The organism is Cryobacterium sp. Hz9, from assembly GCF_004402825.1.
Taxonomy (GTDB): Bacteria; Actinomycetota; Actinomycetes; order Actinomycetales; family Microbacteriaceae; genus Cryobacterium; species Cryobacterium gelidum.
The window spans coordinates 42,682-67,900 of sequence record NZ_SOFC01000008.1; the positions used below are offsets into that span (position 1 = coordinate 42,682).

The following is a 25,219-nucleotide window of genomic DNA, read 5'->3' on the forward strand; positions in this document are numbered from 1 at the left end:
AACTGAAACGGAGCACGACATGGCCGACCCGACACCCACTAACGGTGTATTTGACCGACTGCTGAAGGACCGCATCATCTGGCTCGGCTCAGAGGTCCGTGACGAAAATGCCAACGAGATCTGCGCCAAGATCCTGTTGCTGGCAGCCGAAGACTCGAAGCGCGACATCTACCTCTACATCAACTCTCCCGGCGGTTCGATCACTGCTGGAATGGCGATCTACGACACCATGCAGTTCGTACCGAACGACATCGTCACCGTCGGAATCGGTATGGCGGCCTCGATGGGTCAGTTCCTGCTCACCTCGGGCACCAAGGGCAAGCGCTACATCACCCCGAACGCCCGGGTGCTGTTGCACCAGCCGTCCGGCGGCTTCGGTGGCACCGCCGCCGACATCCAGACCCAGGCCCGCCTCATCCTCGACATGAAGCAGCGACTGTCGGAGATCACGGCAGCGCAGACCGGTAAGACTGCCGAGCAGATCAACGCCGACGGTGACCGCGACAACTGGTTCAGTGCTCAGGAAGCCCTCGAGTACGGCTTCGTCGACCACCTCCGCGCCTCCGCTTCGGACGTCATCGGCGGCGGCGGCACCGACCCCGACGCCACCAAGTAGTCCACCGAAACTGAACAGGAAGAAATCATGACTATCCCCACATTCGGTGGAACGGCCTACAGCTCGATGGGCGGCTCGACCACGAACTCGACTCATTCTGGCGCGCCCGAATCCCGGTACATCCTGCCTACCTTCGAAGAACGCACCGCCTACGGGTATAAGCGCCAGGACCCGTACGCCAAGCTGTTCGAAGACCGCATCATCTTTCTCGGCGTGCAGGTGGACGACGCGTCCGCCGACGACGTGATGGCCCAGCTCCTCGTACTCGAGAGCCAGGACCCGGACCGCGACATCACGATGTACATCAACTCACCCGGTGGATCTTTCACCGCCATGACGGCGATCTACGACACCATGCAGTACATTCGCCCGCACGTGATGACCGTATGCCTCGGCCAGGCAGCGTCCGCTGCGGCCGTGTTGCTCGCTGGCGGCACCGCGGGCAAGCGTCTCGCCCTGCCGAACGCCCGCATCCTGATTCACCAGCCCTCGGTCGGCGGCCAGGGCGGCGGCCAGGCCTCGGATATCGAGATCCAGGCGGCGGAGATTCTGCGCATGCGGGTCTGGCTCGAAGAGACCCTCGCCCACCACTCCAACCGAAGCGTTGAGCAGGTCAACAAGGACATCGACCGCGACAAGATCATGAGCGCGGCAGAGGCCCTCGAATATGGTCTCATCGACCAGGTCTTGACCAGCCGCAAGAACCTCCCGATGCTCGTCAAATAGCCTGTGGCCTGAAACGGCAAGAACGGCGTGTTGCCTTCGGGCGGCGCGCCGTTTCGGTTTGTGGCGTGCTGCACGTAACTGTCGGATGCACAGGCTAGGCTCGAGTGCAGCGAGACCAATGGAGGAGGCTGACATGGCCCGAATCGGTGAAAGTGCCGACCTGCTCAAGTGTTCCTTCTGCGGAAAGAGCCAGAAGCAGGTGCAACAACTCATCGCCGGCCCCGGCGTGTACATCTGCGATGAATGCGTCGAGTTGTGCAACGAGATCATCGAAGAGCGCCTGGCTGAAGCTGGCTCTGAAGCCAGCTCTGGCGAATTCGACCTTCCCAAGCCCAAAGAAATCTTCGGCTTCCTGGAGGAATACGTCATCGGTCAGGAACCCGCCAAGCGCGCCCTCGCCGTGGCCGTGTACAACCACTACAAGCGCGTGCGGTCCCGGGCGACGCTCACCGCCGCCGAGGCAATCCACGACGACGTCGAGATCGCCAAGTCGAACATTCTGCTGATCGGACCGACTGGCTGCGGCAAGACCTACCTTGCCCAGACGTTGGCCAAACGCCTCAACGTTCCCTTCGCGGTAGCGGATGCGACGGCGCTCACCGAGGCGGGCTACGTCGGCGAAGACGTAGAGAACATCCTGCTCAAGCTGATTCAGGCCGCAGACTACGACGTCAAGCGGGCCGAGACCGGCATTATCTACATCGATGAGATCGACAAGATCGCCCGCAAGGCCGAGAACCCGTCGATCACGCGCGATGTGTCGGGCGAAGGCGTGCAGCAGGCGCTCCTGAAGATTCTCGAGGGCACGATCGCGTCGGTGCCCCCGCAGGGTGGCCGCAAGCATCCGCACCAGGAATTCATTCAGATCGATACTACGAACGTGTTGTTCATCGTGGCCGGCGCTTTCGCTGGGCTCGAAGATATCATCTCGTCTCGCGCCGGTAAAAAGGGCATCGGATTCGGGGCTCCGCTGCACATCAAGGGCGACGACATCAACCTGTTCAGTGAGGTTCTGCCGGAAGACCTGCACAAGTTCGGGCTGATTCCCGAGTTCATTGGCCGACTTCCCGTCGTGACGACGGTCACCCAGCTCGACCAGGTAGCGCTCATGCAGATCCTGACCGTTCCCAAGAACGCACTGGTTCGGCAGTACCAGCGCATGTTCGAGCTCGACGGCGTGGAGCTGGAATTCGAGCAGCCGGCTCTGGAAGCCATCGCGGACCTCGCCGTGCTCCGAAAGACCGGCGCCCGTGGGCTGCGCGCCATTCTCGAAGAGGTGCTTGGCCCGGTCATGTTCGAGGTGCCCTCCAGCACCGACGTGGAGCGGGTCATCATCACGCGCGACACCGTGCTGAACAACGCCCCCGCCGAGATGGTGCTGCACACTACTCGCCAGGTGAAGTCGGCCTAACCGAAAACGCGCACCGGGGTGTGTTTCAAGCCTGCGCTCACGGGGATACGGTCGTACGTTTCAAGGCATCGTTGGCCTCTCGGCCGAATCGAGTGCGCACCAGTATTCCAGCGGTCGTGCGTTCAACGGTCAGCGCTGACAGGGCAGCGGCCAGCGCGAGGAGCGCTCCGGTCACCTCGAGCCCCTCCTCGATACCGACCAGCAGATGGTAGGGCAGACTGGTCCGCGCGAGGTCGTTGAGTTGTCCACGGATCACGATGCCGCCGATGGCCTCGAAGCCGACCGCTCCGAGCAAAAAAAAGGTCCCAGCGACGATGAGACGACGACGCAGCTGTCGATCAATTCTTCGGGCGATCCAGAGGACGATCAGGCCGACCACGATGGCTACGGGCACACCGACGCTGAGCCAGGCGAAAGTGAAATCGGTATCGAAATCAAAGCGGGCAAGTTTTTCGTGCAGTTGCGCGATCTCGTCGGCGGACAGCGTGAGGGCGAGGGCGGCGAGTACGAAATAGGGCGCACTGCGGTGTCGCTCATTTCGAGCGGCGAAGCCGACGGCGGCCAGGGATACCCCGATGCCGGCCAGGAGCAGGCCAGAAGCCCAAGCCCACAGATTTGCTTCACCGTCAGCGTAGAGCAGACCAGCCAGCCCACTCAGACCACGCCAGGTCGGGGCCGTGCTGTCGATGTTCTCCCGTAAGAAGTGCGCGACGAGCCCGACCACGAGCATGGCGGCGAAAGCGGTGGCGGCAACCCAGAAAACCCGCCGCCGACCCGTGCCCTGAGCGAGAACTGTCTGGGTGTCCATGGCCATGTAGCCTACGGCCGGCACGCCCGCCGCGCATCCTCAATTTCGGGGTAGACGGATGGTCTATCTCGGTTGGCCGCGAGTGCGCTGCGCCTAGTTGAGACCTCGGCGGTCGAGCAGCGGCTGCAGGTCGGCGTCGCGGCCGCGCCAGTGGCGGTACGCCTCGAGCGGATCCTTGGTGCCACCGACTCCGAGCAGGCGGTTGCGAAAGCGTTCGCCGTTGGCGCGCGTCAGGCCGCCATTGTCCCTGAACCATTCGACGGCGTCGGCGTCGAGCACTTCGCTCCAGATGTAGGAGTAGTAGCCCGCGTCGTACCCGCCCGAGAATGTGTGGGCGAAGTAGGTGCTCGAGTAGCGGGTGGGGACGGACGTGTTGTCGAGGCCGACCGAAGCGAGGACATCCGCTTCGAACCGCGCCACGTCGGTGATAATCGTGCCGGCGTCGATGCGGTGCCAGGCCTGGTCGAGGAGAGCGGCCGCGAGGTATTCGCTGGTCAGGAAGCCCTCGTTGAAGGCGGCCGACGCCTGGATGCGGTCGACGAGCTGCTGCGGCATGGCCTCGCCCGTCTCGTAGTGGCGGGCGTAGTTGGCGAGCACCTCGGGCCAGAGCATCCACATTTCGTTGACCTGGCTGGGAAATTCCACGAAGTCACGGTAGACATTGGTGCCGGAGAATTTGGGGAAGGTCGCGCGGGCGAGCAGCCCGTGCAGGGCATGGCCGAACTCGTGGAACAGGGTGGTCACCTGGTCGTAGGTGAGCAGCGTGGGCTGGCCGGCGGCCGGTTTGGACACGTTGAGGTTGTTGCAGACCACGGTTGTGTCGGTGCCGAGCAGCGTGGACTGGGAGACCAAGGCGTTCATCCAGGCCCCGCCGCGCTTGGAGTCGCGGGTGTAGAAATCGCCGATATACAGCCCGACCGGGGAACCGCCCTCGGTGGCGACCTCGAAGACCCGTGCTTCGGGGTGCCAGCCGATCAGGTCGGGCCGAGCGGTGAAGGTGAGCCCGTACAGCCGGTTGGCGGCATAGAACACCCCGTTGGCGAGCACGTTTTCGAGCTCAAAGTACGGGCGCATGGCCGCGGTATCGACGTCATACTTGGCCCGGCGCACCTTCTCGGTGTAGAACGCCCAGTCCCAGGCGGCCAGCTCAAACCCGGCGCCCTCCGCATCGATCACGGCCTGCAGGTCGGCCTGCTCCACCCGCGCATTGCGGGCCGCGGCCGGCGCGAGGCGGCCGAGCATATCCCAGACGGCGCCGGGAGTCTTGGCGGTTTCGTCGGCTGTCACGTAGGCGGCATGGCTATCGAACCCCAGCAGCCGGGCGCGCTGGGCGCGCAGGTGGGTGATCTCGATCACGAGCGGGCGGTTATCGTTGCCAGCTCCGGCCGCATCGCTGCGAATGCCGCGCGCTCGGCTCGCGGCGAGCAGCCGTTCCCGCACCCCCCGGTTGGTGAGGCTCGCGAGGTATGGGTGCGAGGTGGGGAGCACGAGACTGATCAGGTATTTGCCGTCGAGCTGGCGTTCCCTGGCGGCCTCGGCCGCGGCCGAGATCTCGCCGTCAGTGAGCCCGTCGAGGTCGGATACGTCGTCGATGATGAGTGCGAGTTCATTGGTGTCGGCGAGCAAATTCTTGTCGAAACGTGTGGTGAGGGTCGACAGACGCGCGTTGAGATCACGCAGCGTCTGCTTCTCATCGTCGCTCAGCCCGGCCCCGGCGAGCGTGAACTCGGTGAAGTAGCGGTCGACCAAGTAGAGCGACTCGGCGTCAAGATCGAGGCTCGTGCGCTGGGCGTGCAGGGTGGCGATGCGCGAGTACAGCGCAGGGTCGAGACGGATCGTATCGGCGTGGGCAGCCAATAACGGCGCGAGTTCTTCCTCGAGTCCAGCGGTGAAATCGCTCGAATCGGACGAGCTCTTATTGAAGAAGACCTCGGCGACCCGCGCGAGCGTCCGTCCGCTCCGCTCCAGGGCGAGGAGCGTGTTCGCGAAGGTGGGGGCATCCGTGGTGCCGGTGATGACGCCGACCTCGACGAGCTGTTCGGTCATGCCCCGGAGAAAAGCCGGCCGGTAGTGCTCGTCGGTTATCTCGGTGAAGGCCGGCAATTGGTAGGGCAGTGTGCTGCGGGCGAAAAAAGGATTGTTCGCGGTGGATGCCATGCCTCCACACTAGCCACAGCCGCCAGCCCGGCCGGCCCGGCTGGCTGCGCGTAGGATCTCACCATGACACACCTGAACGAAAGCTCAGAGTCCGCCCCACGTGATGAATACATGCACGGGCACCATGAAAGCGTCCTGCGCTCGCATACCTGGCGCACGGTCGCCAACTCGGCCGCTTACCTGATTCCGGAACTGCGCGGCGGGGGCGTGTTACTCGATGTCGGCTGCGGCCCTGGCACGATCACCGTCGACCTGGCCCGCCGGCTTGCTCCGGGCCGGGTCGTCGGCATCGACGCGTCGAGGGATATCGTCGATCGTGCGGCCGGGCTGGCCGCCGACGACGGGGTGCACAACGTGAGTTTTCAGGTCGGTGACGTCTACGCGCTCGACTTTGCGGACGCGACCTTCGATTTCGTGCACGCGCACCAGGTGCTGCAGCATCTGGCCAAGCCGATCGCAGCGATGGAGGAAATTCGACGGGTGCTGCGGCCCGGTGGGGTGTTCGCCGCCCGTGACGTTGACTACGGGGGAGTCATTATCGCCCCGAGCAGTGGTGGCCTCGCCGACTGGATACGGGTCTACCGCGAGGTGCACTACTGGAACGGCGGAGACCCCGATGCCGGCCGATCGCTCAAGGCGTGGGCACGAGGAGCGGGATTTACCGACGTGCGCAGCAGCGCATCCATCTGGTGTTTCGCCTCCGATGCGGAGCGTGAGTGGTGGGGCGAATCGTGGGCGGTGCGGGTGACCGAGTCCAGCTTCGCGGCACACGCCATCGAATCCGGGGTGGCCGACCTGGCCGATCTCCAACGGATGGCCGCGGCCTGGCGCGAGTGGGTGCGTGACCCGAACGGTTGGTTCGGAATGCCGCACGGCGAAGTTCTCGCCCACGCCTGAGCGAAAGACAGAGACCCCGACCACCACCGAGTGGCTTAGATCCATTCCTCATCGTCGTCATCGACGGCGGTCGATGGCTGCGTGATGGTCGCGCTGTCATCCACCGGGTTGAAGCGGATGACGGTGCCATCGTCGAGCTCGATCACCGGCTTGGCTTCGAGCCACGTCAGTGTCCACCGCCAGGTACTGGTATCAACGGCCAGGGCCGTCAGATCCTCTTCGACGGCCCGCACGGCGATTTCGACCACGTGTGGCAGCCCAGTCGGCAGAGTGCCGCCGAGGGGCCATCGGGTGCCCAACTGCATGGTCTAGACGTCGATTTCGTAGGTGACCCAGTCGGTCCGGGTACCGAGCTGGTCGTAGAGCACCTGCGCGGTCGCGTTGTCAGCGCCGGTCAACAACTGAATCAGGGACAGCTTGTGCTGACGCGCGTAGGCCTTGCTGAATTCCATCAACAGGGTGCCGACACCCTGACCGCGAGAGTCCTCGGCAACGTAGAGATCGTCGAGGAACAGGGCGAGGTCGCCGCTGAGCGTGCGCGGCACGGATCGGTAATGCGCGAAGCCGACGAAGTCACCGTCGTCGTTAACCGCAACGGCACCGGAGAGGGCGTTGTTCGTGTCGATGATCCAGCTCCACACCTGCAGGGCTTTCTGATCGGTCAACTCGCTTTCGTAGAATGTACTGTAGCCCTCGAACAGGCCCAGCCAAGCGAAAAAGTCCTTATCGCCCAGCGGGCGCACAGTTACTGACATCTGGTCTCCTAGCTTTCCAACACGGTGGCAAACACGATATCGGTAACAGCGAGTTCGCTGCCCTCGACAAAAGTCAGTTCCTGAATGCGACCGACTGCTTTGAGATCGGAGGCGGCCAGGGTAAGTAGTGCGATCTCGGCGGGTGCACCGCAGATCACAGCGGAGTCCACCTCAGATTTTTGCGACGCTTTCGCATCCGTTTTGGCACGACGGATACCGGTCAGTGCGCGGCTGGCCAGATCGAGCAGGGCGATATTGCCGGTGGCGATGTCGTCGCTGCCGAGCAGGTCGGCCGCGACCGGCCACGGCGCGGTGTGCACCGAGCCGTCGTTCGACCAGGACCACGCTTCTTCGGTGGCGAACGGAACGAACGGTGCGAACAGGCGGAGCAGTGTGGCCAGCGCGGTGCGCAGCGCGGCCACGGCCGACGCCTGTTCCGGTCCGGGCTCGCCGTAGGCGCGTTCCTTGACCAGCTCGAGGTAGTCGTCACAGAAGGTCCAGAAGAAACTCTCCGTGGTCTCCAGTGCACGCGCGTGATCGTAGTTCTCGAACGCGGTTGTAGCCTGGGCGACGACCGCGGCGAGGCCAGCCAGCATGCTTTGATCGACCGGTTCGGTGATCGGGGCCGTACGGCTGCCCTGCGACATGGAGACGAACTTGCTCGCGTTGAGAATCTTGATGGCGAGACGTCGGCCGATCTTGATCTGCGTCGGGTTTTTGGGGTCGAAGGCTGCGTCGGTGCCGAGGCGAGAGGATGCCGCCCAGTAGCGCACCGCGTCGGAACCGTGCAGCTCGAGCATGTCGGCCGGGGTGACCACGTTGCCCTTCGACTTGGACATCTTCTTACGGTCGGGATCTACGATGAAGCCACTGAGTGCGGCGTGCTGCCACGGCGACGTTCCGTGCTGCTGTTCCGCGCGCAGCAGGGTGGAGAACAACCAGGTGCGAATGATGTCCTGACCCTGCGGGCGCAATGAGTAGGGGAAGACCAGGTTGAACAGCTCCGGGTCGCGCTCCCAGCCACCGGCCAGCTGCGGGGTGAGCGAGGAGGTGGCCCAGGTGTCCATGACGTCGACTTCGCCGATGAAGCCGCCGGCCTGGCCGCGCTGGTCTTCGGTGTAGCCGGGGGCGACATCCGATGAGGGGTCGACCGGTAACAGGTCGCGGGTGGCGACGATCGGCTGGTCGAAGACGGGATTGGTGTCGGCGTCGAGCGGGTACCAGACCGGCAGCGGCACGCCGAAGAAACGCTGGCGGGAGACGAGCCAGTCGCCGGTGAGGCCGTTGACCCAGTTGTCGTAGCGCACCTTCATGAATTCGGGGTGCCAGGCCAGCTCGGTGCCATGTTCGAGCAGTCGCGCACGCAGCTTCTCATCGCGGGCACCGTTGCGGATGTACCACTGCCGGGTGGAGACGATTTCGAGCGGCTTGTCGCCCTTTTCGAAAAACTTGACCGCGTGCACGATCGGCTTGGGATCACCGATCAGGTCGCCACTAGCTCGAAGGAGCTCCACGACAGCCTGCTTGGCGGAGAAGACGGTCTTGCCGGCGAGCTGGGCGTAGGCGGCGCGGCCGGTTTCGGAGGTGATCACCTCGGGGACCTCGGCGATGATGCGACCGTCGAACCCCATGATGGCGCGGTTGGGCAGGTCGAGTTCGCGCCACCAGACCACGTCGGTCACATCGCCGAAGGTGCAGATCATGGCGATGCCTGAACCCTTGTCTTTCTGGGCGAGGTGGTGCGCGAGCACGGGAACATCGACACCGAACACCGGGGTGGTCACCGTGGTGCCGAACAGGTGCTTGTACCGTTCGTCATCGGGATGCGCGACGAGCGCCACACAGGCCGGCAGCAGCTCGGGTCGGGTCGTCTCGATCTCGATCGTGCCGCCGTCGGGCTTAGTGAATGACACCCGGTGGTACGCGGCGGGCATCTCTTTGTCTTCGAGCTCAGCCTGGGCCACCGCGGTGCGGAACGTGACGTCCCACAGGGTGGGGGCCATGGCCTGGTAGGCCTCGCCGCGTGCGACGTTGCCGAGAAAGGCGAGCTGCGAGGTGAACAGCGCCTCCCGGCCGATAGTGCGGTAGGTCTGGGTCCAATCGACGCTCAGGCCGAGGGTGCGCCAGAGTGCTTCGAACTGCTTCTCATCTTCTTTAGTGAGGGTTTCGCACAGTTCGATGAAGTTGCGACGGCTGATTGGAAGTTGGTCGGCGGCCTTGACGCTCTTGCCGTCGCCGCCCTCGAACGGTGGAACGAAGTTCTCGGTGTAGCGAAGCGAGGGGTCGCAGCGCACGCCGTAGTAGTTCTGCACGCGACGCTCGGTGGGCAGTCCGTTGTCGTCCCAGCCCATCGGGTAGAACACGTTCTTGCCGCGCATGCGCTGAAAACGGGCGACGACGTCGGTGTGGGTGTACGAGAACACGTGACCGATGTGCAGCGAGCCCGACGCGGTCGGCGGGGGAGTGTCGATCGAGTAGATCGTCTCGCGGGTGGCGTTCTCCCGAGCGAAACGGTAGGTGCCGTCGGTCTCCCAGCGGGTCTCCCACTTAGCTTCGAGCCCTTCGAGGGCGGGCTTCTCGGGGACGCGGTCGGCGTGGGTCATAACTCTCCGGTTCGGTATATTCGGCACCGTGTCGATGGTGAGGTGCCTGAGCGTGCCCGTCTAATCTACCCGATCGGGCCTTTTCCCCCGAACGGGGGCTTCTCAAAAGCCTGGAAAGCGCATCGTTCAGGTCGACAGTCGGGGCACGGCGGCGAGCAACTGCGCAGAATACGGATGCTGCGGAGCGGCAAACACGCGTGCCGCCGGGCCGATCTCCACGATGCGCCCCGCCCGCATGACCGCGATGTGATCACTGACGTGCTGCACGACACCGAGGTCGTGTGAGATGAAGACCAGGCTCAGGGCACGTTCCCGCTGCACGTCGTCCAGCAGATCGAGCACCTGGGCCTGCACGCTCACGTCGAGGGACGAGACGGGTTCGTCGCAGATGAGAATCTCGGGTCGGCCGGCCAACGCCCGGGCAATGCCGACCCGCTGCCGCTGTCCGCCGGAGAGCTCCAGCGGTCGTCGGGGTAGCACGGTGGCGGCGAGGCCGACCTCGTCGAGCAGGGAACGCAGCCGCGCCGTCGTCTGCGGCGCGCGGTGCTCATGCCGCACGCCGAGGGCATCGGTGAGGATCTCGGCGACGCTCCACCGCGGATCGAACGAGCCCAGGGCATCCTGATAGATGGCCCCCACGGATGCCCGCAGCCCGCGCCGGGTCTTCTCGCTGGCCGCGCTCCACGGCTGGCCGAACACCCGTACCTCGCCCTGTTCGGGCGCCAGCAAAGCGAGCAGGAGGCGCGCGGTCGTGGTTTTGCCGGAGCCGGACTCGCCGACGATTCCGAGTGTGCTGCCGCGGTTCAGCGCGAACGAGACATTGTCGACGGCGAGCTGCCGGCTGCCGTCCGGGCGTCGAAAACTCTTCGCCAGCTCGATCGCTTCGAGAACGACGGTGCTGTCATGAGGAATCCCTGTGGGGGTAACGGCCGAGGTGCCGGGGATGCTGGGTGTGTCGCGCCGCTCGGCTAGGCTGAGCCGGGTGCCGCGCGGCTTGTCGGCGGGGATAGCCGCAACCATTCGCCGGGTCTGCTCCTGTCGGGGCGACCCCAAAACTTGCGCGGTGCGGCCGGTTTCCACGAGCCGGCCGTCGTGCATCACCGCGACCCGGTGCGCGATGCGACTCACGACGGCGAGGTCGTGACTGATCAGCAGTACGGCGGTGCCGCCCAGGGTGATGCGCTCGAGCAGCGCCAGAATCTGCGCCTGCACGGTCACGTCGAGCGCCGTCGTCGGTTCGTCGGCGATGAGCAGGGGTGGGTTCAGCGCAATCGCTGCGGCAATGAGCGCCCGCTGGCGTTCGCCGCCCGAGAGCTGCCCGGAGAGCTTGCGCACCTGCAACTCGGGATCTGGCAGCCCGACGGCGTCGAGCAGCTCGAGGACGCGACGTGCACGCGCTGTGGCACCGAGCGTGGTGTGCAGGCGCAGCGAGTCGGCAATCTCCCGGCCGATCGGCCTCAGCGGATCGAGCGAGACCAGGGCGTCCTGCAAGACCAATCCCACGTCTCGGCCGCGCCGTGCACGCCAGGCGCGGTCGGTCAGGCCGAGCACGCTCTGCCCGCCGAGCTCGAGACGGTCGGCGGTGACCCGGGCATGCGCCCCGGCGAGCCCGAGTACGCTGCGGGCGGTCACACTCTTACCCGAGCCGGATTCACCCACGATGGCCAGGCACTCGCCCGGGGCGATGTCGAAGGACACGCCGCGAACCAGAGGCTCGGCCGTGCCGAACCCCACCCGTAGATTGCGCACGGTCAGCGCTGCCGGTGCTTCACTCATGCGTGCCTCATTCGACGATCGATGCTGCGGCCGAGCACCGTGGCGGTCACGGCGGTCAGCACGATGAACAAGCCCGGAAAGAAGCTCATCCACCAGGCCGAGGTGATGTATGTGCGCCCGGCCGAGAGCATGGCGCCCCACTCCGCGGTCGGCGGCTCGGCGCCGAGCCCGAGGTAGCTGAGCGTTGCGGCCCAGACGATGGCTTGGCCGACGCCGAGGGTAGCGAGCACGAACAGAGGCGCGAGGGTGTTGGGCAGAATGTGACGCAACAGAATCTGCCACCGGGTGCGCCCGAGCACGGTCGCTGCCTCGACAAACGCTGCCGACCGCACGGTGATCAGCTGGGCGCGAATGATGCGGGCGTACCCGGGGGCGGTCGACAGTCCGACGGCGATCGTCGCCGTTGCCACGCCGGGGCCGAAAATAACGATGAAGAGCAGCGCCAGCAGCAGCCCGGGAAATGCGAACAGCACCTCGAGAAACCGGTTCATGGTGAAATCGACGACGCGGCCCAGCATTCCGGCCAGGGTCCCCAGAACAATGCCGAGGGACAGGCCGATCGCGGTGGCGGCAGCACCGATCACCAGGGAGTACTGCGTGCCGTGCACCACCCGGGTGTAAATGTCCCGTCCCGATTCGTCGGTGCCGAAGCCGTGGGCGAGGTTCGGCGGTTGAAACGCTGACAGCGGGTCGATGGCGAGGGGGTCACCCGGGGCCAGAAAGTGCGGCACGACCGCCGACACCAACAGGAACAGGGCGAGAACGCCGGCCGCTGCCTCGGCCGCGCCGAGACGCCGCGACGGACCGGATTGGCGGGATTGGGCCGCGAGGCCGGCCTGCACTTCGAGGTCGCTCATGTCAGACGCAATCGGGGATCGACCAGGTGGCTGGCGGCATCCGTCAACAGGGTCATCAGAATGTAGACGACGGCGACGGTCATGACGACGCCGATCACTACCGGGACATCGCGCAGGGTGACCGCGTTGAGCAGGGTGCGGCCAAGTCCCGGGCGGGCAAAGATGGTTTCAACGACGACCGCGCCGCTGATCAGCGAGCCGAACGCCCACCCGGAGAGACTGATCGCGGGGAGGGCGGCGTGGCGCAACGCGTGGATCCAGAGCACCCCCAGCTCGCTCTCGCCCCGGGCGCTGGCCGAGAGCACGAAGGGACTCTCCAGGGCGACGAGCAGCGATTCACGCATGATCTGGCCGAGAAAGCCGGCCAGGGGAATCGCCAGCGTGAGCACCGGCAGTACGATCCCGGCGACGCCGCCGGTACTGATCGGCGGAAGCACACCGAGCCCGATGCTGAACACGACGATCAACGAGGTGGCGAGCCAGAAATGCGGCAGCGCGGCCGCGACGATTTCGAGGCTCGACCCCACCCGGGCGGCGATCGTGCCGCCGCGGGTCGACCAGGTGGCGAGAGCCAGAGCGAGCAGCCAGGCCAGGGTGAGGGCAAGAACGGCCAGCAGCAGGGTCCCGCCGAGCTGGCTCAGCACGAGTGGTCCGACGTCCATGTTGAGGGCGTACGACCGCCCGAGATCGCCGGTCGCGAGGCGGCCGAGCTGGTTGAAATACTGCACGATCACCGGCTGGTCGAAACCGTACTCGGCGCTCACCATCGCGAGGGCTTCGGGCGAAGCCTGCGATCCGGGGCCACCGAGCACCGCCTGCGCCGGGTCACCCGGAATGAGGCGCACGGCGAGGAAGGTGATGGTAGCCACCATCCACAGCACGAAGACCGCGCCGGCCAACCGGGCTGCCACACGGCCGAGCACCCGCACGAATGTGCGAAGCGCGGCCCGGCGAGGCCCTATCGGTTCAGCCACGCGTCATAGAGCGTGGGCACGGAAACAGTCGGCAGGGTGCGAAGGCCCACCACGTCGCTGCGCAGCAGAAAATGATTCTGTTGGTCGTACAGCGGCAGGATGTAGAACCCCTCCAGAATGCGGTTTTGGGCGTCGGCGTAGAGCGAGGTGCGCTGGGTGGCATCCGTGGTCTGTGCCGCCGCCGTGAGCAGCTCATCGATCGCGGGGTCGTTGACCTGGGCAAGATTGGCGAAGTAGCCGCTCGGTGCTGGCACGATGCTGTCGGAGTGGTACAGAATGCGCAGCACGTCGGGACCGACCTTGGTGTACGGCGCGCTTACCGCGTCGTAGTCGTTGCTGCCGAGGGCGGCGTACCAGCTGGACAGGTCCATCGGGCTCAGGTTGACCTCGAAACCGGTGGCCTTCGCCGTGGCCTGAATCTGCTCGAACACGCTCTGCTCGGCCGGAATGGACTGGTTCGTGCTCACCGGAAACTCCACCGACAGCCGCACGCCATCTTTGACGCGGTACCCGTCGGCATCCGTTTCGGTCCAGCCGGCGGCGTCGAGGAGTTTCTCGGCGGCGGCGGGGTCGTAGTCGAACAGGGCGGCGTTCGACACCGCGGTGGCCTCAACGCTCGACAGTGCCGAGTACGACCGGGTCGCCGTGCCCTGGAACAGGCTCGACACGGAGTCGTCGGCATTGGTCGACCGGATGAACGCCTCACGAACGCGCACATCGTCGAAAGGGGCCTTGCCCGAGTTCAGTTCGATGCGGTTGGACGAGCCGGGCCGCGGTGAGTCGAGATTCTCGATGGAATCGCTCTGCTCGGCCTGCACGATCGTGTCGGGCTGGGCGTTGTCGATCACGTCGACCTCGCCGGACTGCAAGGCCGCGTACCGCGAGGCGGAGTCGGGGATGAACCGCCAGATGACCGTGTCGAGGTAGGCAGGTCCGGAATGGCCGGCATCCTCCGGCGGGGACACGTAGTCATCGTTGCGCACCAGGGTAATGGCGTTCTGCTTCACCCAGCTCTCAACGATGAACGGGCCGGTGCCGACCGGGGCAGCACAATTCTCGTCCTGGCTGCGTTCGAGCGCCGCAGGTGATTCGATGGCGAGCCACGGCTGGGACAGCGATTCCAGCAGGGCACTGTCGGGTTCGCTGAGGGTGAAGCGCACGACGGTGGGGGAGACCGCCTCGGTGCCGGTGACCTTGCCGAGGGCGAGATATCCGGTCGATGACAGTGTTGTCGGGTCTTGCAGATGAGCGATGTTGGCCTGCACCGCGCTCGCGTCGAAAACCGTACCGTCGGTGAAGGTCACGTCGTCGCGCAGGGTGAATTCCCAGGTCAGGCCGTCAGGGCTCGCGGTCCAGGATTCGGCCAGCCAGGGGATTATTTGGCCGTCACGGTCACGGGACACGAGCGATTCCAGGTACTGGGCGCTGACCAGTGCCTGGGGAAAGTTTCCGCCGACGTGCGGGTCGAGGCAGCTCGGTTCGGCGTCGCCCGAGGCATAGGTGAGCGTGCCGCCACTCGTTGGTTCGCCGACCGATTTATTCGAGCCGCCCGAGGTGCAGCCGGCTACGAGCAGCCCGAGGATGATCAGGCCGGCGAGGGGACCGAGCGCGCGAGTCGTGCGCCGGGTAACGGTTCGCGCCGGCGTGCCAGTTGGGGCGGGGCTAAGGAAGGCGGGCCGAGCAGGCATTCACAAACTCTTTCCCCGGCATTCGCTGCCGAGTTGATACCACGTTGAACCGGCTCCTCGTGCGAATGAACCGGCCTTTAACACTAACGCCGCCTGCGTTCCGGTAGAGTCAAACGCGAATGACAATGACCCGGCTATCACCGGGAAGTCTTCGGAAGAACGGATGCTCACCCCCCGGGGGAACATCTCAGTAGAACCGAACGAGTCGGGCCCGTTACAGCCTGTGAACAAGCGGTCGCCCGGCAGTTGTGGGCGGCAAGCGAGGTGGTACCGCGGCGATTTCTACAGAATCGTTCGTCCTCGTGGAGCAGGGCCCCTGTGACCCGTCCCGGTAGGAGAAGTAATTTGTACCCCAAGAACCGCAACGCCCCGAATGGCACCACCCCTCTGAACGGCGAGCCAACGCCCGGCGCGAACATCGTTCCGTCGCCGAACTTTCCCGCGCTGGAAGCCGACGTGCTCGCCTTCTGGAAGAGTGACGACACGTTTCAGGCGTCGATCGACCAGCGTGACGGCGCCGAGGAATGGACCTTCTACGACGGACCACCCTTCGCCAACGGCCTGCCGCACTACGGCCACCTACTCACTGGCTACGCCAAAGACCTGTTCCCGCGGTTTCAGACCATGCGCGGCAAGCAGGTGCACCGCCGTTTTGGCTGGGACACCCACGGCCTGCCCGCCGAGCTCGAGGCCGAACGCAAGCTCGGCATCACCGACAAGAGCCAGATCGAAGAGATGGGCCTGGCCGCGTTCAACGCTGTCGCTCGCGAGTCGGTGCTCGAGTACACCAAGGACTGGGAAGAGTACGTCACTCGCCAGGCCCGCTGGGTCGACTTCGACAACGACTACAAGACCCTCGACATCACATTCATGGAGTCGGTGATCTGGGCGTTCAAGCAGCTGCACACCAAGGGCCTCGCCTATGAGGGCTACCGGGTACTGCCGTACTGCTGGCGCGACCAGACCCCGCTCTCCAATCACGAACTGCGCATGGACGACGATGTCTACAAGATGCGCCAGGACCAGACCGTCACGGTCACCTTTCCGCTGATCGGCGCCAAAGCCGAAGCGCTCGGCCTCACAGCGGTCCGGGCCCTGGCCTGGACCACGACCCCGTGGACGCTGCCGACGAACTTCGCGCTCGCCGTAGGCCCCGCAATTGTCTACGCCGTGGTGCCGGCCGGCCCGCACGGCACGCCCGACGCTGAGTTGCTGCGCGAGGGCACCGATTCGTCGGCCACCGCCCTGCAAGGTTCGGTAGAAGTACTCGGCGCCGAATACCTCATCGCGATCGACCTGGTCGGCAACTACGCGAAAGACCTCGGCTACGAGAATGCAGCGGAGGCATCCGCTGCCGTATCGCGCACCGTGCTCGGCAGCGAACTCGAGGGGGTCTCCTACGACCGCCTGTTCGACTACTACGCCGACGCATCGATCTGGGGCACCCAGAACGCGTGGCGCATCCTCGTCGCCGACTATGTCACCACGAGCGACGGCACCGGCATCGTGCACCAGGCGCCCGCCTACGGCGAAGAGGACCAGAAGATCGGTGAGGCCGCAGGAATCCCCGTCATCCTCTCGCTCGACGACGGCGGAAAGTTTCTGAGTGACATACCTGAAGTGGCCGGTCAGCTCTGGAGCGACGCCAACAAGCCCCTCACCGCGTTGCTCAAAGCCAACGGCCGGCTGCTGCGCCAGGCCAGCTACGAGCACTCCTACCCGCACTGCTGGCGTTGCCGCAACCCGCTCATCTATAAGGCCGTGTCGAGCTGGTTCGTGCGCGTCACCGACTTCCGCCCGCGCATGGTCGAACTCAACCAGGAGGTGAACTGGGTTCCCGAAAACGTCAAAGACGGCCAGTTCGGCAAGTGGATCGGCAACGCCCGCGACTGGTCGATCAGCCGCAATCGGTACTGGGGCTCGCCCATCCCGGTCTGGAAGAGTGACAACCCCGATTACCCCCGAACGGATGTCTACGGCTCGCTCGACGAGCTCGAGGCGGACTTCGGCGTGCGCCCCACCGACCTGCATCGCCCCTATATCGACGAACTCACCCGGCCGAACCCTGACGACCCCACCGGCCAGTCCACGATGCGCCGCATCGATGACGTGCTCGACGTCTGGTTCGACTCCGGCTCGATGCCCTTCGCCCAGGTGCACTATCCATTCGAGAACCGGGAATGGTTCGAAGCGCACAACCCGGCCGACTTCATCGTCGAGTACATCGGGCAGACCCGCGGCTGGTTCTACCTGCTGCACGTGCTCTCTACTGCACTGTTCGACCGACCAGCGTTCAAAAACGTGGTCAGCCACGGCATCGTGCTCGGCAACGACGGCCAGAAGATGAGCAAGTCGCTGCGCAATTACCCCGACGTCAATGAGGTCTTCGACCGCGACGGCGCCGACGCCATGCGCTGGTTCCTGATGAGCTCGCCGGTGCTGCGCGGCGGAAACCTTGTCGTCACCGAGGAAGGCATCCGCGAGGGGGCCCGTCAGCTCATGCTGCCGCTGTGGAGCACCTGGTATTTCTTCTCCCTCTATGCCAACGCCTCCGGTGCGGATGCCGGGAGGTCCGCGGGCTACGAAGCCACCTGGCGCACCGATTCCACCGACGTGCTGGACCGCTACCTGCTCGCCAGGACCCGCGACCTGATCGTCGGCGTCACGAACGACCTCGAAGCACTCGACAGCACCGTTGCCGCCGCGCGCCTGCGTGACTTCGCCGACGTACTCACCAACTGGTATGTGCGGCGGTCGCGCGACCGGTTCTGGGGCGGAGCCCCTGAAGGGGCCACCGCCCACCAAGCCTTCGACACCCTCTACACCGTTCTCGAAACGGTCTGCCGCGTCGCTGCCCCGCTGTTGCCCCTCGTGACCGAGCGCATCTGGCAGGGCCTCACCGGCGGCCGCAGCGTGCACCTTGAAGACTGGCCTGATGTCACACTGTTTCCCGCCGACGACGTTCTGGTCACCGCGATGGATCAGGTGCGCCTGATCAGTTCCACCGTGCTGTCGCTTCGCAAGCAGGCCGGCCTGCGGGTGCGCCTGCCGCTGACCAACCTCACCGTCGTCACCGACAACACCGAGGCACTGACGCCCTTCGTCGGCATCCTCCGCGACGAACTCAACGTGAAGACGGTCACCCTGATCGAGCTCGAAGACGACAGCGCCGCCGCCTACGGTGTCACGAGCAAGCTGGTCGTGAACGCCCGCGCCGCCGGACCGCGTCTCGGCAAGCAGGTACAGCAGGTCATCAAAGCCGCCCGCGCCGGAGACTGGAGCGAGATCGACGGCGTCGTCACTGCCGGCGGCATCGCCCTCGAGCCGAGCGAATTCGAACTGACCCTCGAGGCGAACAGCGAAACCGGTGACGGAGAGGCCGCGCTGGCTCTGCTGCCCGGCGGCGGTTTCGCGCTCCTCGCGACGAGCACCACGCCTGAACTCGAGGCTGAGGGCTTCGCCCGTGACCTCATTCGAGCCGTGCAAGACACCCGCAAGTCGGCCGGTTTTTCGGTGAGCGACCGCATCCGTCTCGACCTGGTGTTTGAGAGCGAAGCGGATGCCGATTCCTTCGACCGTGCCCTCGGGGTCAACGTGGCCGCAGAAACCCTCGCTACGAGCTTTTCCACCCATCGCCCGTCGACCGGGAAGATTGCCGACCAGTTGCCGTCAGAGTGGCTCGAAGCCCGGGTCGGCGCTCCCGTCGAACACTACGTACGATTCGAAGCCGACCACTATGTCAATCTGGGCGCCGTCATCGTGGCCGTCGCACGCGTGAACGGAGCCATCCTTGTCTGAGAACGACACCCCCACCGGCGGCACGCCTGCCGACGACACACCCGCCGACGACAGTACCGACTGGAAGAACATCACCGGGCGCGGCGACGAGGAGGAGCCGATGAACCAGCCGGCCCCGCTCGATGCCTTCCGCGAGGCCGGAGACGCCGTCTTCGCCGAACTCATGCAGCGTGTGGGGGAGGCCCAGCCGCAACCGCGCCTCGCGCCTACCCGGCGCGCCCTCGATTTTCTCGGTGACCCGCAGACCTCTTACCCGATCATTCACGTGGCCGGAACCAACGGCAAAACCAGCACGAGTCGCTTGGTCGAGAGCATTGTTCGGGCCTACGGGCTGCGCACCGGCCTGCTCACCAGCCCGCATCTGGTGCGGCTGAACGAGCGCATCGTCATTGACGGCGAACCGATCAGTGATCAGATCCTCGCCGCTAACTGGGCCGACATCCAGCCCTACCTACAGCTCGTCGACGCCGAACTCGACGCCGCCGGCGAAGTGCCGCTGACCTTCTTCGAGGCGCTCACCGTGCTCGCGTACGCCTGCTTCGCTGACGCGCCGGTGGATGTGGCCGTGGTCGAGGTCGGCATGGGCGGCGAGTGGGACTCCACCAACGTTGCCGATGGACAGGTCGCGGTGTTCACTCCGATCGCGCTCGACCACACCCTGCGCCTCGGCAAGACCGTCGCCGAGATCGCCCGCACCAAGAGCGGCATCATCAAGCCGGCAGCTTCCGTTGTCTCCGCAGCGCAGAGCGCCGACGTGCAGGCCGAACTCGACCGTGCCGCCGAGCTGAGCGAGGCAACGCTCTCCCGCGAGAACGAGGGCTTCGAACTTATTTCGAGTACCGTCGCTGTCGGCGGGCAGGTCATCTCGGTGCGCGGTCTCGCCGGCACCTACACGGACCTGTTCCTCCCGCTGTACGGCACCCACCAGGCCCACAATGCGGCGCTTGCCATCGCCGCCGTCGAGTCGTTCCTCGGCGCGGGCAGCCAGGCGCTGGTCGGCGACCTGCTCGCCGAAGGCCTCGGCACGGCGACCTCGCCCGGTCGCTTGCAGCTCGTCGGCATTGAACCGACCGTGCTCGTAGACGCCGCGCACAACCCGCACGGCGCCGGCGCCCTCGCCGCCGCCCTCGAGGACTACTTCGATTTCGATGACATCGCCGTGGTTGTCGGGATCCTTGCAGACAAGGACGCTCGGGGCATCATCGCAGCCCTCGCCCCCCAGGTCGACCGGTTCTACGTCACGGAGCCGCACTCCGAGCGCGCCGTGCGCATGGACGACCTCGCCGACAACATCGCCGAGTGGACCAGCGATGAGGTCACCTTCCGATTCGACGACCTGGCCGGCGCCCTCGACAGCGCCCGCGAGTGGGCCGCCGAGGCCCCCAAGCGTGCCGTGCTCGTCACCGGGTCGATCGTACTCGTCGGTGAAGCGATCACCCTCGCCGCCGCCGGTGAGTGGATGGAGAAATGAGCGGTCCTCGCTCGGTCACGCGCAGCCTCGCCACCATCCTGCTCGGCTTCGAGACGATCGTCGTCTTCCTCGGCGCCGTCGTCACCCTCGGCCTCGTGTCTGTCGCGACGGAACCCGGCCCCGTTTCGCCGCTCGCCGTCATCATCGGCGGCGTGCTGCTCTGCCTGGCCATGATCGTCCTGATCGGACTGCTGCGCTTTCGCTGGTCCTACCCGATTGGCTGGCTGTTGCAGGCGATCATCATAGCTACCGGGTTCATCACCCCGGCCATGTTTTTCGTTGGCGGCCTGTTTGCCGCCATGTGGACCTACTGCATGATCACCGGTTCACGAATAGATCACACGCATCCAGATCAGCACAAGGAGATTGAATGAACACCAAGGTCGAAGAAACCCTCGTTTTGGTCAAGCCCGACGGCGTTGCCCGCAACCTGACCGGCGAGATCCTGCGCCGCATCGAGGCCAAGGGATACTCCCTCGTCGACGTGAAGCTGGTCGAACCCGACCGCTCGCTGCTCGCCGCGCACTACGCCGAGCACGCGGGTAAGTCGTTCTATGAACCCCTCGTGGATTTCATGGAAAGCGGCCCCATCGTCGCGTTCCGCATCGCTGGCAACCGCGTCATCGAGGGCTTCCGTGCCCTGGCCGGCACGACAGACCCCACCACCGCCGCGCCCGGCACTATCCGCGGCGACCTCGGTCGCGACTGGGGCGCCAAGGTTCAGCAGAATATCGTGCACGGCTCAGATTCGCCCGAATCCGCCGCTCGCGAGCTCGCCCTCTGGTTCGACTGACCGAATCTGGATTGCCCCGTCTCAGCTATGAGGCGGGGCGATTCGTGTTTAGGCAGCGCCGCGACTCGCTGGCCTACAAGCGGTTCAACACGTCCATGTTGACCTGCGCGACGACGAAGAACACGATGTAGCAGACGATGGTGATGACGAATATCCAGGAATAGGCGGCTTCGGCGACGCGGCGAACGGATGCCCCGCCCGGCAGGTTTCCCACCGTGAAGTTGTACAGGGTCACGGCTAGAAAGGCCGGAATAGTCACCGCCCAGGTCACCATGCACCACGGGCACAGCACATCGAGCACGAAAATGCTCTGTCCGATCAACCAGATCACGAAGACCATCGCCGCGAGCATGCCGAGGTTCAGGCCGACCCAGAACCAGCGGGCAAATTTGGCCCCGGCCAGGATCGCCACACCGATCGTGATGACGACGCTCCAGGCGGCGAGCCCGATCAGCGGATTCGGAAAGCCCAGAACGGCACCCTGCGGGGAGGCGAGATTGGTCGCGCAGCCAATGAGAACGCTGAAGCTACAGCTCAGTTGGGCGTTCGGATCTTCCAAAAGGTGGATCTTGTCGAGCGTCAGGGCGAATGCCGCTGCAAACGCGATGAACCCGGCGACGATCAGGAAACTGGCCAGGCCGGTTGGTCGCGAAGAACGCTCTGTCTCTGGCACTCTTGCGATTATGCCACTCGTGCGGCGTGGCTTTGTGCGATTACATGCGATAATCAGTCGTAGTCGTTGGGCCGCGCTCAAGCAGACGCCAAAGAAGCTTAATGGGCAACAGTCGCCCAGTAGAAGGGTCCCACGACCCGAAGTATTAGCAGCCAGAGCACAGCCCCCGAGCACTTACAGGGGTCAGAGCCGGTTGCCGCAGTAAAACATTCGCGAGGTTTTTACGAAGGTGAGGACCTCGCACGAGAGAGTAACCGGTGGATGGCGCGGTCATCCACAGCGGTCAAGGAGCGCACCAGTGATGGTGGAAGACAACGAAAACAAAAAACGCAAGAGCCTGTTCGGCACTCGCAAATCAACCAGGAGGACGCAGGTCTCTGCGCCGACCGTCGCCCCAGTGATCGAGATGCCCGCTGTGCCGGCCGCCGAAGCTGAGCCTGCGCCGGCCAGGGTGACAATCGCGGAGTACAACAACGTCACCGGAGCACAGCAGATGAACGACTCGACGCCCGCAGACGACTCGACTACGGAACGGGCCGCTGCCCCGGTGCGGCCGTCCTTCTCCCTGCTGTTCCAGGCACCGGAGATTCTGCCGATGCCGGCGCGCACGGGCATCCGCTCGCTGCCGCAGCACCCACTGGACGACGACGACGATGAAGAAGAGGCCACGACGGTTCGTCGCCGCGCTCGTCGCCGCACCGGCGACGAGAACCGTTCGGGCACCGACGATCCCGCCAACACGGTGGTTAAGGTGCGCGCCGCGCGCGAACCGGAACTCATCACCGAACCCCAGCGCATCAAGGGGTCAACCCGGCTCGAGGCAAAGAAGCAGCGACGTCGCGACGGTCGAGACGCCGGGCGTCGCCGCCCCGTGATCACGGAGGCCGAGTTTCTCGCCCGCCGAGAGTCCGTCGACCGTCTCATGGTCGTTCGTGCCAAGCACAACAAGATCCAGATCGGTGTGCTCGAGGACGGCGTGCTGGTTGAGCACTACGTCGCGAAGAACCAGGATGCCTCGCTGATCGGTAACGTCTACCTCGGCCGCGTGCAGAACGTGCTCCCCAGCATGGAAGCCGCCTTCGTCGACATTGGACGCGGACGCAATGCCGTCCTGTACTCCGGTGAAGTCGACTGGGACGCCGCCGCCGAGAACTCCGGCAGCAGCAACCAGGCTCGCCGCATCGAGCTCGCGCTCAAACCGGGCGACAAGGTGCTCGTGCAGGTGACCAAAGACCCGATCGGGCACAAGGGCGCCCGCCTCACCAGCCAGGTCTCGCTGCCCGGTCGCTACCTCGTCTATGTGCCCAACGGGTCGATGAACGGCATCAGCCGCAAGCTTCCCGACACTGAGCGTGCCCGCTTGAAGAAGATTCTCAAGGAGGTGCTGCCCGACAACGTGGGCGTCATCGTGCGCACCGCCGCCGAGGGAGCTACCGATGAGCAGCTCACCGTCGACGTCGACCGGCTGCGACTGCAGTGGGCCAGCATCGCCGAGCAGGTCGAGTCGGCACAGGCGCCAGCCGAACTGCACAGCGAGCCCGACCTGCTGGTCAAAATCGTGCGCGATGTCTTCAATGAAGACTTCCAGCGCATGGTCGTTTCCGGCCCCGACGTGCGCTCCACAATTGAGACCTACCTCAGCCAGGTCGCTCCCGACCTGCTCGAGCGCGTGGAAACCTATGAGGGCGAAGTCGATGCCTTCGACGAGTTCCGCATCTCGGAGCAGATCGAGAAGGCCCTCGACCGCAAGGTCTGGCTGCCGTCCGGCGGATCCCTCGTGATCGACCGCACCGAGGCCATGACCGTCGTCGACGTCAACACGGGCAAGTTCGTCGGCAGCGGCGGCAACCTCGAAGAGACCGTGACCAAGAACAACCTTGAAGCGGCCGAAGAGATCGTGCGCCAGCTGCGCCTGCGTGACATCGGCGGCATCATCGTGGTCGACTTCATCGACATGGTGCTCGAGAGCAACCGCGACCTCGTGTCGCGCCGCCTGATCGAGTGCCTCAGCCGGGACCGCACCAAGCACCAGGTGGCCGAAGTCACCTCGCTCGGACTCGTGCAGATGACGCGTAAGAAGCTGGGCCTCGGACTGCTGGAATCGTTCAGCGAAAACTGCGAAGCCTGCGCTGGCCGTGGCATCATCGTGCACCACGACCCGGTCATCAAGCACCGCCAGAGCGCCCAGCCGCCGCAGGAACGCCGTCCACGTGCCAAGAGTGGCAGCAACGCCGCCACCAATGGTGGCAGCGGCAACAACGGTTCAAGCAATAACCGCGACAACGCACACAACCCGGCGCAACGTGACGGTGCCAACCGTGATGCGTACTCCGGCAGCAACGCCGGGTCGGACGCGCCAAAGAGTGGGCAGGGCACCCACGGCATTACCGAAGATGCCAAGCACGCCCTTGCCCTGATCGCCGCGCGCACCATCACCCGCACCGGCTCCATCGCGATCGTGCCCGCGCAGGCCGCCGTTGCAGCGGAAGCTGAAGCCGCGACGGTCACGCCCGTCGCCACCGAGCCGGCCAGTCCTGAACAGACCAGTACTGAACAGGCCGGCACCGAGCAGGCCGGTACCGAGCAGGCCGGTTCTGAGCAGTCCGGTTCTGAGCAGGCCGGCACCGAGCAGTCCGGTTCTGAGCAGGCCGGCACCGAGCAGTCCGGTTCTGAACAGGCCGGCACCGAACACAACACCACCGACCGAGCCGAATCAACAGGCACCGAGCGCTCGCGTGGCCGTCAGTCGCGTTCACGCGGCCAGGGTGGTCGCGGCCAGCAGTCGCGGTCTGAACAGGCCCGCGCCCGCCAGGCCAGCAACGAGCAGGCCAGCACGGAGAAGGCCAGCAAAGGGCAGGCCGGCACGGAGCAGGCCGAACCGGCGGCATCCGCTGCCCCGGTGATTGAGCCAGCACTGGATGTGCCGGCCCAGGCGCCCGCGACCGAGCATTCGGAATCCGTCGATATTCTTGACATTCCGGTCAGAAAATCGACGCGCACCGCACGGCGTCCGAGCAAGCAGGCCACCGACGAGCTGCTCGATTCGGTGCTCGACTCTCTGCCCGAACCGAAGTTGCCCGGCCAAGGGCGCGCGCGCAGCCGCCGCGTCACGACCGCCGGCGGCTCCACCGGTCAGGCCATTGTGACCGCGACCGGCGCGGCGACGGCAGCGTCGGCACCCAGCCAGCCGCCGCACGGCGGTTAGGCCGAGACCGG

The 25,219-nt window shown here is 65.4% G+C and carries 19 protein-coding genes; 9 read left to right on the plus strand and 10 right to left on the minus strand.

Features of this window, described 5'->3' with window-relative positions:
* The first annotated feature begins 19 nt into the window (after positions 1–19).
* From E3N85_RS02280 to clpX, 3 genes are all read left to right on the plus strand, one after another.
* Positions 20–616, plus strand: coding sequence for an ATP-dependent Clp protease proteolytic subunit (locus E3N85_RS02280; RefSeq protein WP_134458979.1), 597 nt, complete (start codon positions 20–22; stop codon positions 614–616).
* 66 nt (positions 617–682) lie between these two features.
* The gene (locus tag E3N85_RS02285) at positions 683–1,342 is read left to right on the plus strand and encodes an ATP-dependent Clp protease proteolytic subunit (protein WP_241978279.1); all 660 of its coding nucleotides are present in this window, start codon (positions 683–685) and stop codon (positions 1,340–1,342) included.
* Positions 1,343–1,475: 133 nt separating this feature from the next.
* A complete protein-coding gene (clpX, locus tag E3N85_RS02290) occupies positions 1,476–2,753 on the plus strand; it encodes an ATP-dependent Clp protease ATP-binding subunit ClpX (RefSeq protein ID WP_134458983.1) in 1,278 nt (425 codons plus the stop codon).
* A gap of 37 nt (positions 2,754–2,790) precedes the next feature.
* On the opposite strand, the gene E3N85_RS02295 is transcribed toward clpX, so the two are convergent.
* Positions 2,791–3,561, minus strand: coding sequence for a hypothetical protein (locus tag E3N85_RS02295; RefSeq protein ID WP_134458985.1), 771 nt, complete (start codon positions 3,559–3,561; stop codon positions 2,791–2,793).
* A gap of 93 nt (positions 3,562–3,654) precedes the next feature.
* Positions 3,655–5,718: a M3 family metallopeptidase gene (locus E3N85_RS02300; protein ID WP_134458987.1), complete on the minus strand. Its 2,064-nt coding sequence runs from the start codon at positions 5,716–5,718 to the stop codon at positions 3,655–3,657.
* A 63-nt stretch (positions 5,719–5,781) separates the two neighbouring features.
* On the opposite strand from E3N85_RS02300, the gene E3N85_RS02305 reads away from it, so the two are divergent.
* Positions 5,782–6,615 (plus strand): methyltransferase domain-containing protein, encoded by an 834-nt coding sequence (locus tag E3N85_RS02305; protein ID WP_134458989.1) that lies wholly within the window; start codon positions 5,782–5,784, stop codon positions 6,613–6,615.
* Between the two features lie 35 nt (positions 6,616–6,650).
* Here the strand turns inward: E3N85_RS02305 and E3N85_RS02310 are convergent, their stop codons facing one another.
* The 7 genes from E3N85_RS02310 to E3N85_RS02340 form a co-directional block, all read right to left on the minus strand.
* Positions 6,651–6,920, minus strand: coding sequence for a hypothetical protein (locus E3N85_RS02310; RefSeq protein ID WP_134458991.1), 270 nt, complete (start codon positions 6,918–6,920; stop codon positions 6,651–6,653).
* Between the two features lie 3 nt (positions 6,921–6,923).
* On the minus strand, positions 6,924–7,370 hold the full coding sequence (locus E3N85_RS02315; RefSeq protein WP_134458993.1) for a GNAT family N-acetyltransferase: 447 nt from the start codon (positions 7,368–7,370) through the stop codon (positions 6,924–6,926).
* Between the two features lie 8 nt (positions 7,371–7,378).
* Entirely contained in the window at positions 7,379–9,973 is a 2,595-nt protein-coding gene (gene valS / locus E3N85_RS02320) for a valine--tRNA ligase (protein WP_134458995.1), read from the minus strand.
* A gap of 126 nt (positions 9,974–10,099) precedes the next feature.
* Positions 10,100–11,749: an ABC transporter ATP-binding protein gene (locus tag E3N85_RS02325; RefSeq protein ID WP_134458997.1), complete on the minus strand. Its 1,650-nt coding sequence runs from the start codon at positions 11,747–11,749 to the stop codon at positions 10,100–10,102.
* On the minus strand, positions 11,746–12,606 hold the full coding sequence (locus tag E3N85_RS02330; RefSeq protein WP_134458999.1) for an ABC transporter permease: 861 nt from the start codon (positions 12,604–12,606) through the stop codon (positions 11,746–11,748). The genes E3N85_RS02325 and E3N85_RS02330 overlap by 4 nt, the downstream gene beginning before the upstream one ends.
* Positions 12,603–13,580 (minus strand): ABC transporter permease, encoded by a 978-nt coding sequence (locus E3N85_RS02335; RefSeq protein ID WP_241978263.1) that lies wholly within the window; start codon positions 13,578–13,580, stop codon positions 12,603–12,605. The genes E3N85_RS02330 and E3N85_RS02335 overlap by 4 nt, the downstream gene beginning before the upstream one ends.
* Entirely contained in the window at positions 13,565–15,268 is a 1,704-nt protein-coding gene (locus tag E3N85_RS02340) for an ABC transporter substrate-binding protein (protein ID WP_134459001.1), read from the minus strand. The genes E3N85_RS02335 and E3N85_RS02340 overlap by 16 nt, the downstream gene beginning before the upstream one ends.
* A gap of 387 nt (positions 15,269–15,655) precedes the next feature.
* Between E3N85_RS02340 and ileS the strand changes: the two genes are divergently transcribed.
* The 4 genes from ileS (at position 15,656) to ndk (ending at position 21,330) form a co-directional block, all read left to right on the plus strand.
* Positions 15,656–19,066, plus strand: a complete 3,411-nt coding sequence (ileS, locus tag E3N85_RS02345; RefSeq protein ID WP_241978280.1) for an isoleucine--tRNA ligase — start codon at positions 15,656–15,658, stop codon at positions 19,064–19,066.
* A 100-nt stretch (positions 19,067–19,166) separates the two neighbouring features.
* Complete coding sequence (locus E3N85_RS02350; protein ID WP_134459420.1) at positions 19,167–20,537, plus strand: folylpolyglutamate synthase/dihydrofolate synthase family protein; 1,371 nt, start codon at positions 19,167–19,169, stop codon at positions 20,535–20,537.
* Positions 20,534–20,911 (plus strand): DUF4233 domain-containing protein, encoded by a 378-nt coding sequence (locus tag E3N85_RS02355; protein WP_134459005.1) that lies wholly within the window; start codon positions 20,534–20,536, stop codon positions 20,909–20,911. Before E3N85_RS02350 ends, E3N85_RS02355 begins: the two co-directional genes overlap by 4 nt.
* A complete protein-coding gene (ndk, locus tag E3N85_RS02360) occupies positions 20,908–21,330 on the plus strand; it encodes a nucleoside-diphosphate kinase (protein ID WP_134459007.1) in 423 nt (140 codons plus the stop codon). Before E3N85_RS02355 ends, ndk begins: the two co-directional genes overlap by 4 nt.
* A gap of 73 nt (positions 21,331–21,403) precedes the next feature.
* Here the strand turns inward: ndk and E3N85_RS02365 are convergent, their stop codons facing one another.
* On the minus strand, positions 21,404–22,003 hold the full coding sequence (locus E3N85_RS02365; protein WP_166783831.1) for a vitamin K epoxide reductase family protein: 600 nt from the start codon (positions 22,001–22,003) through the stop codon (positions 21,404–21,406).
* Positions 22,004–22,304: 301 nt separating this feature from the next.
* On the opposite strand from E3N85_RS02365, the gene E3N85_RS02370 reads away from it, so the two are divergent.
* Positions 22,305–25,208: an Rne/Rng family ribonuclease gene (locus E3N85_RS02370; protein WP_134459424.1), complete on the plus strand. Its 2,904-nt coding sequence runs from the start codon at positions 22,305–22,307 to the stop codon at positions 25,206–25,208.
* Positions 25,209–25,219: the final 11 nt, after the last annotated feature.

Coding starts and splice junctions, on each gene's coding strand:
- E3N85_RS02315 (WP_134458993.1), bottom strand. CDS start 7,370: ATGTCAGTAACTGTGCGCCCGCTGGGCGATAAGGACTTTTTCGCTTGG.
- clpX (WP_134458983.1), top strand. CDS start 1,476: ATGGCCCGAATCGGTGAAAGTGCCGACCTGCTCAAGTGTTCCTTCTGC.
- E3N85_RS02355 (WP_134459005.1), top strand. CDS start 20,534: ATGAGCGGTCCTCGCTCGGTCACGCGCAGCCTCGCCACCATCCTGCTC.
- ndk (WP_134459007.1), top strand. CDS start 20,908: ATGAACACCAAGGTCGAAGAAACCCTCGTTTTGGTCAAGCCCGACGGC.
- E3N85_RS02370 (WP_134459424.1), top strand. CDS start 22,305: ATGGTGGAAGACAACGAAAACAAAAAACGCAAGAGCCTGTTCGGCACT.
- E3N85_RS02280 (WP_134458979.1), top strand. CDS start 20: ATGGCCGACCCGACACCCACTAACGGTGTATTTGACCGACTGCTGAAG.
- E3N85_RS02305 (WP_134458989.1), top strand. CDS start 5,782: ATGACACACCTGAACGAAAGCTCAGAGTCCGCCCCACGTGATGAATAC.
- valS (WP_134458995.1), bottom strand. CDS start 9,973: ATGACCCACGCCGACCGCGTCCCCGAGAAGCCCGCCCTCGAAGGGCTC.
- E3N85_RS02325 (WP_134458997.1), bottom strand. CDS start 11,749: ATGAGTGAAGCACCGGCAGCGCTGACCGTGCGCAATCTACGGGTGGGG.
- E3N85_RS02300 (WP_134458987.1), bottom strand. CDS start 5,718: ATGGCATCCACCGCGAACAATCCTTTTTTCGCCCGCAGCACACTGCCC.
- E3N85_RS02285 (WP_241978279.1), top strand. CDS start 683: ATGGGCGGCTCGACCACGAACTCGACTCATTCTGGCGCGCCCGAATCC.
- E3N85_RS02350 (WP_134459420.1), top strand. CDS start 19,167: ATGAACCAGCCGGCCCCGCTCGATGCCTTCCGCGAGGCCGGAGACGCC.
- E3N85_RS02340 (WP_134459001.1), bottom strand. CDS start 15,268: ATGCCTGCTCGGCCCGCCTTCCTTAGCCCCGCCCCAACTGGCACGCCG.
- E3N85_RS02310 (WP_134458991.1), bottom strand. CDS start 6,920: ATGCAGTTGGGCACCCGATGGCCCCTCGGCGGCACTCTGCCGACTGGG.
- E3N85_RS02330 (WP_134458999.1), bottom strand. CDS start 12,606: ATGAGCGACCTCGAAGTGCAGGCCGGCCTCGCGGCCCAATCCCGCCAA.
- E3N85_RS02295 (WP_134458985.1), bottom strand. CDS start 3,561: ATGGACACCCAGACAGTTCTCGCTCAGGGCACGGGTCGGCGGCGGGTT.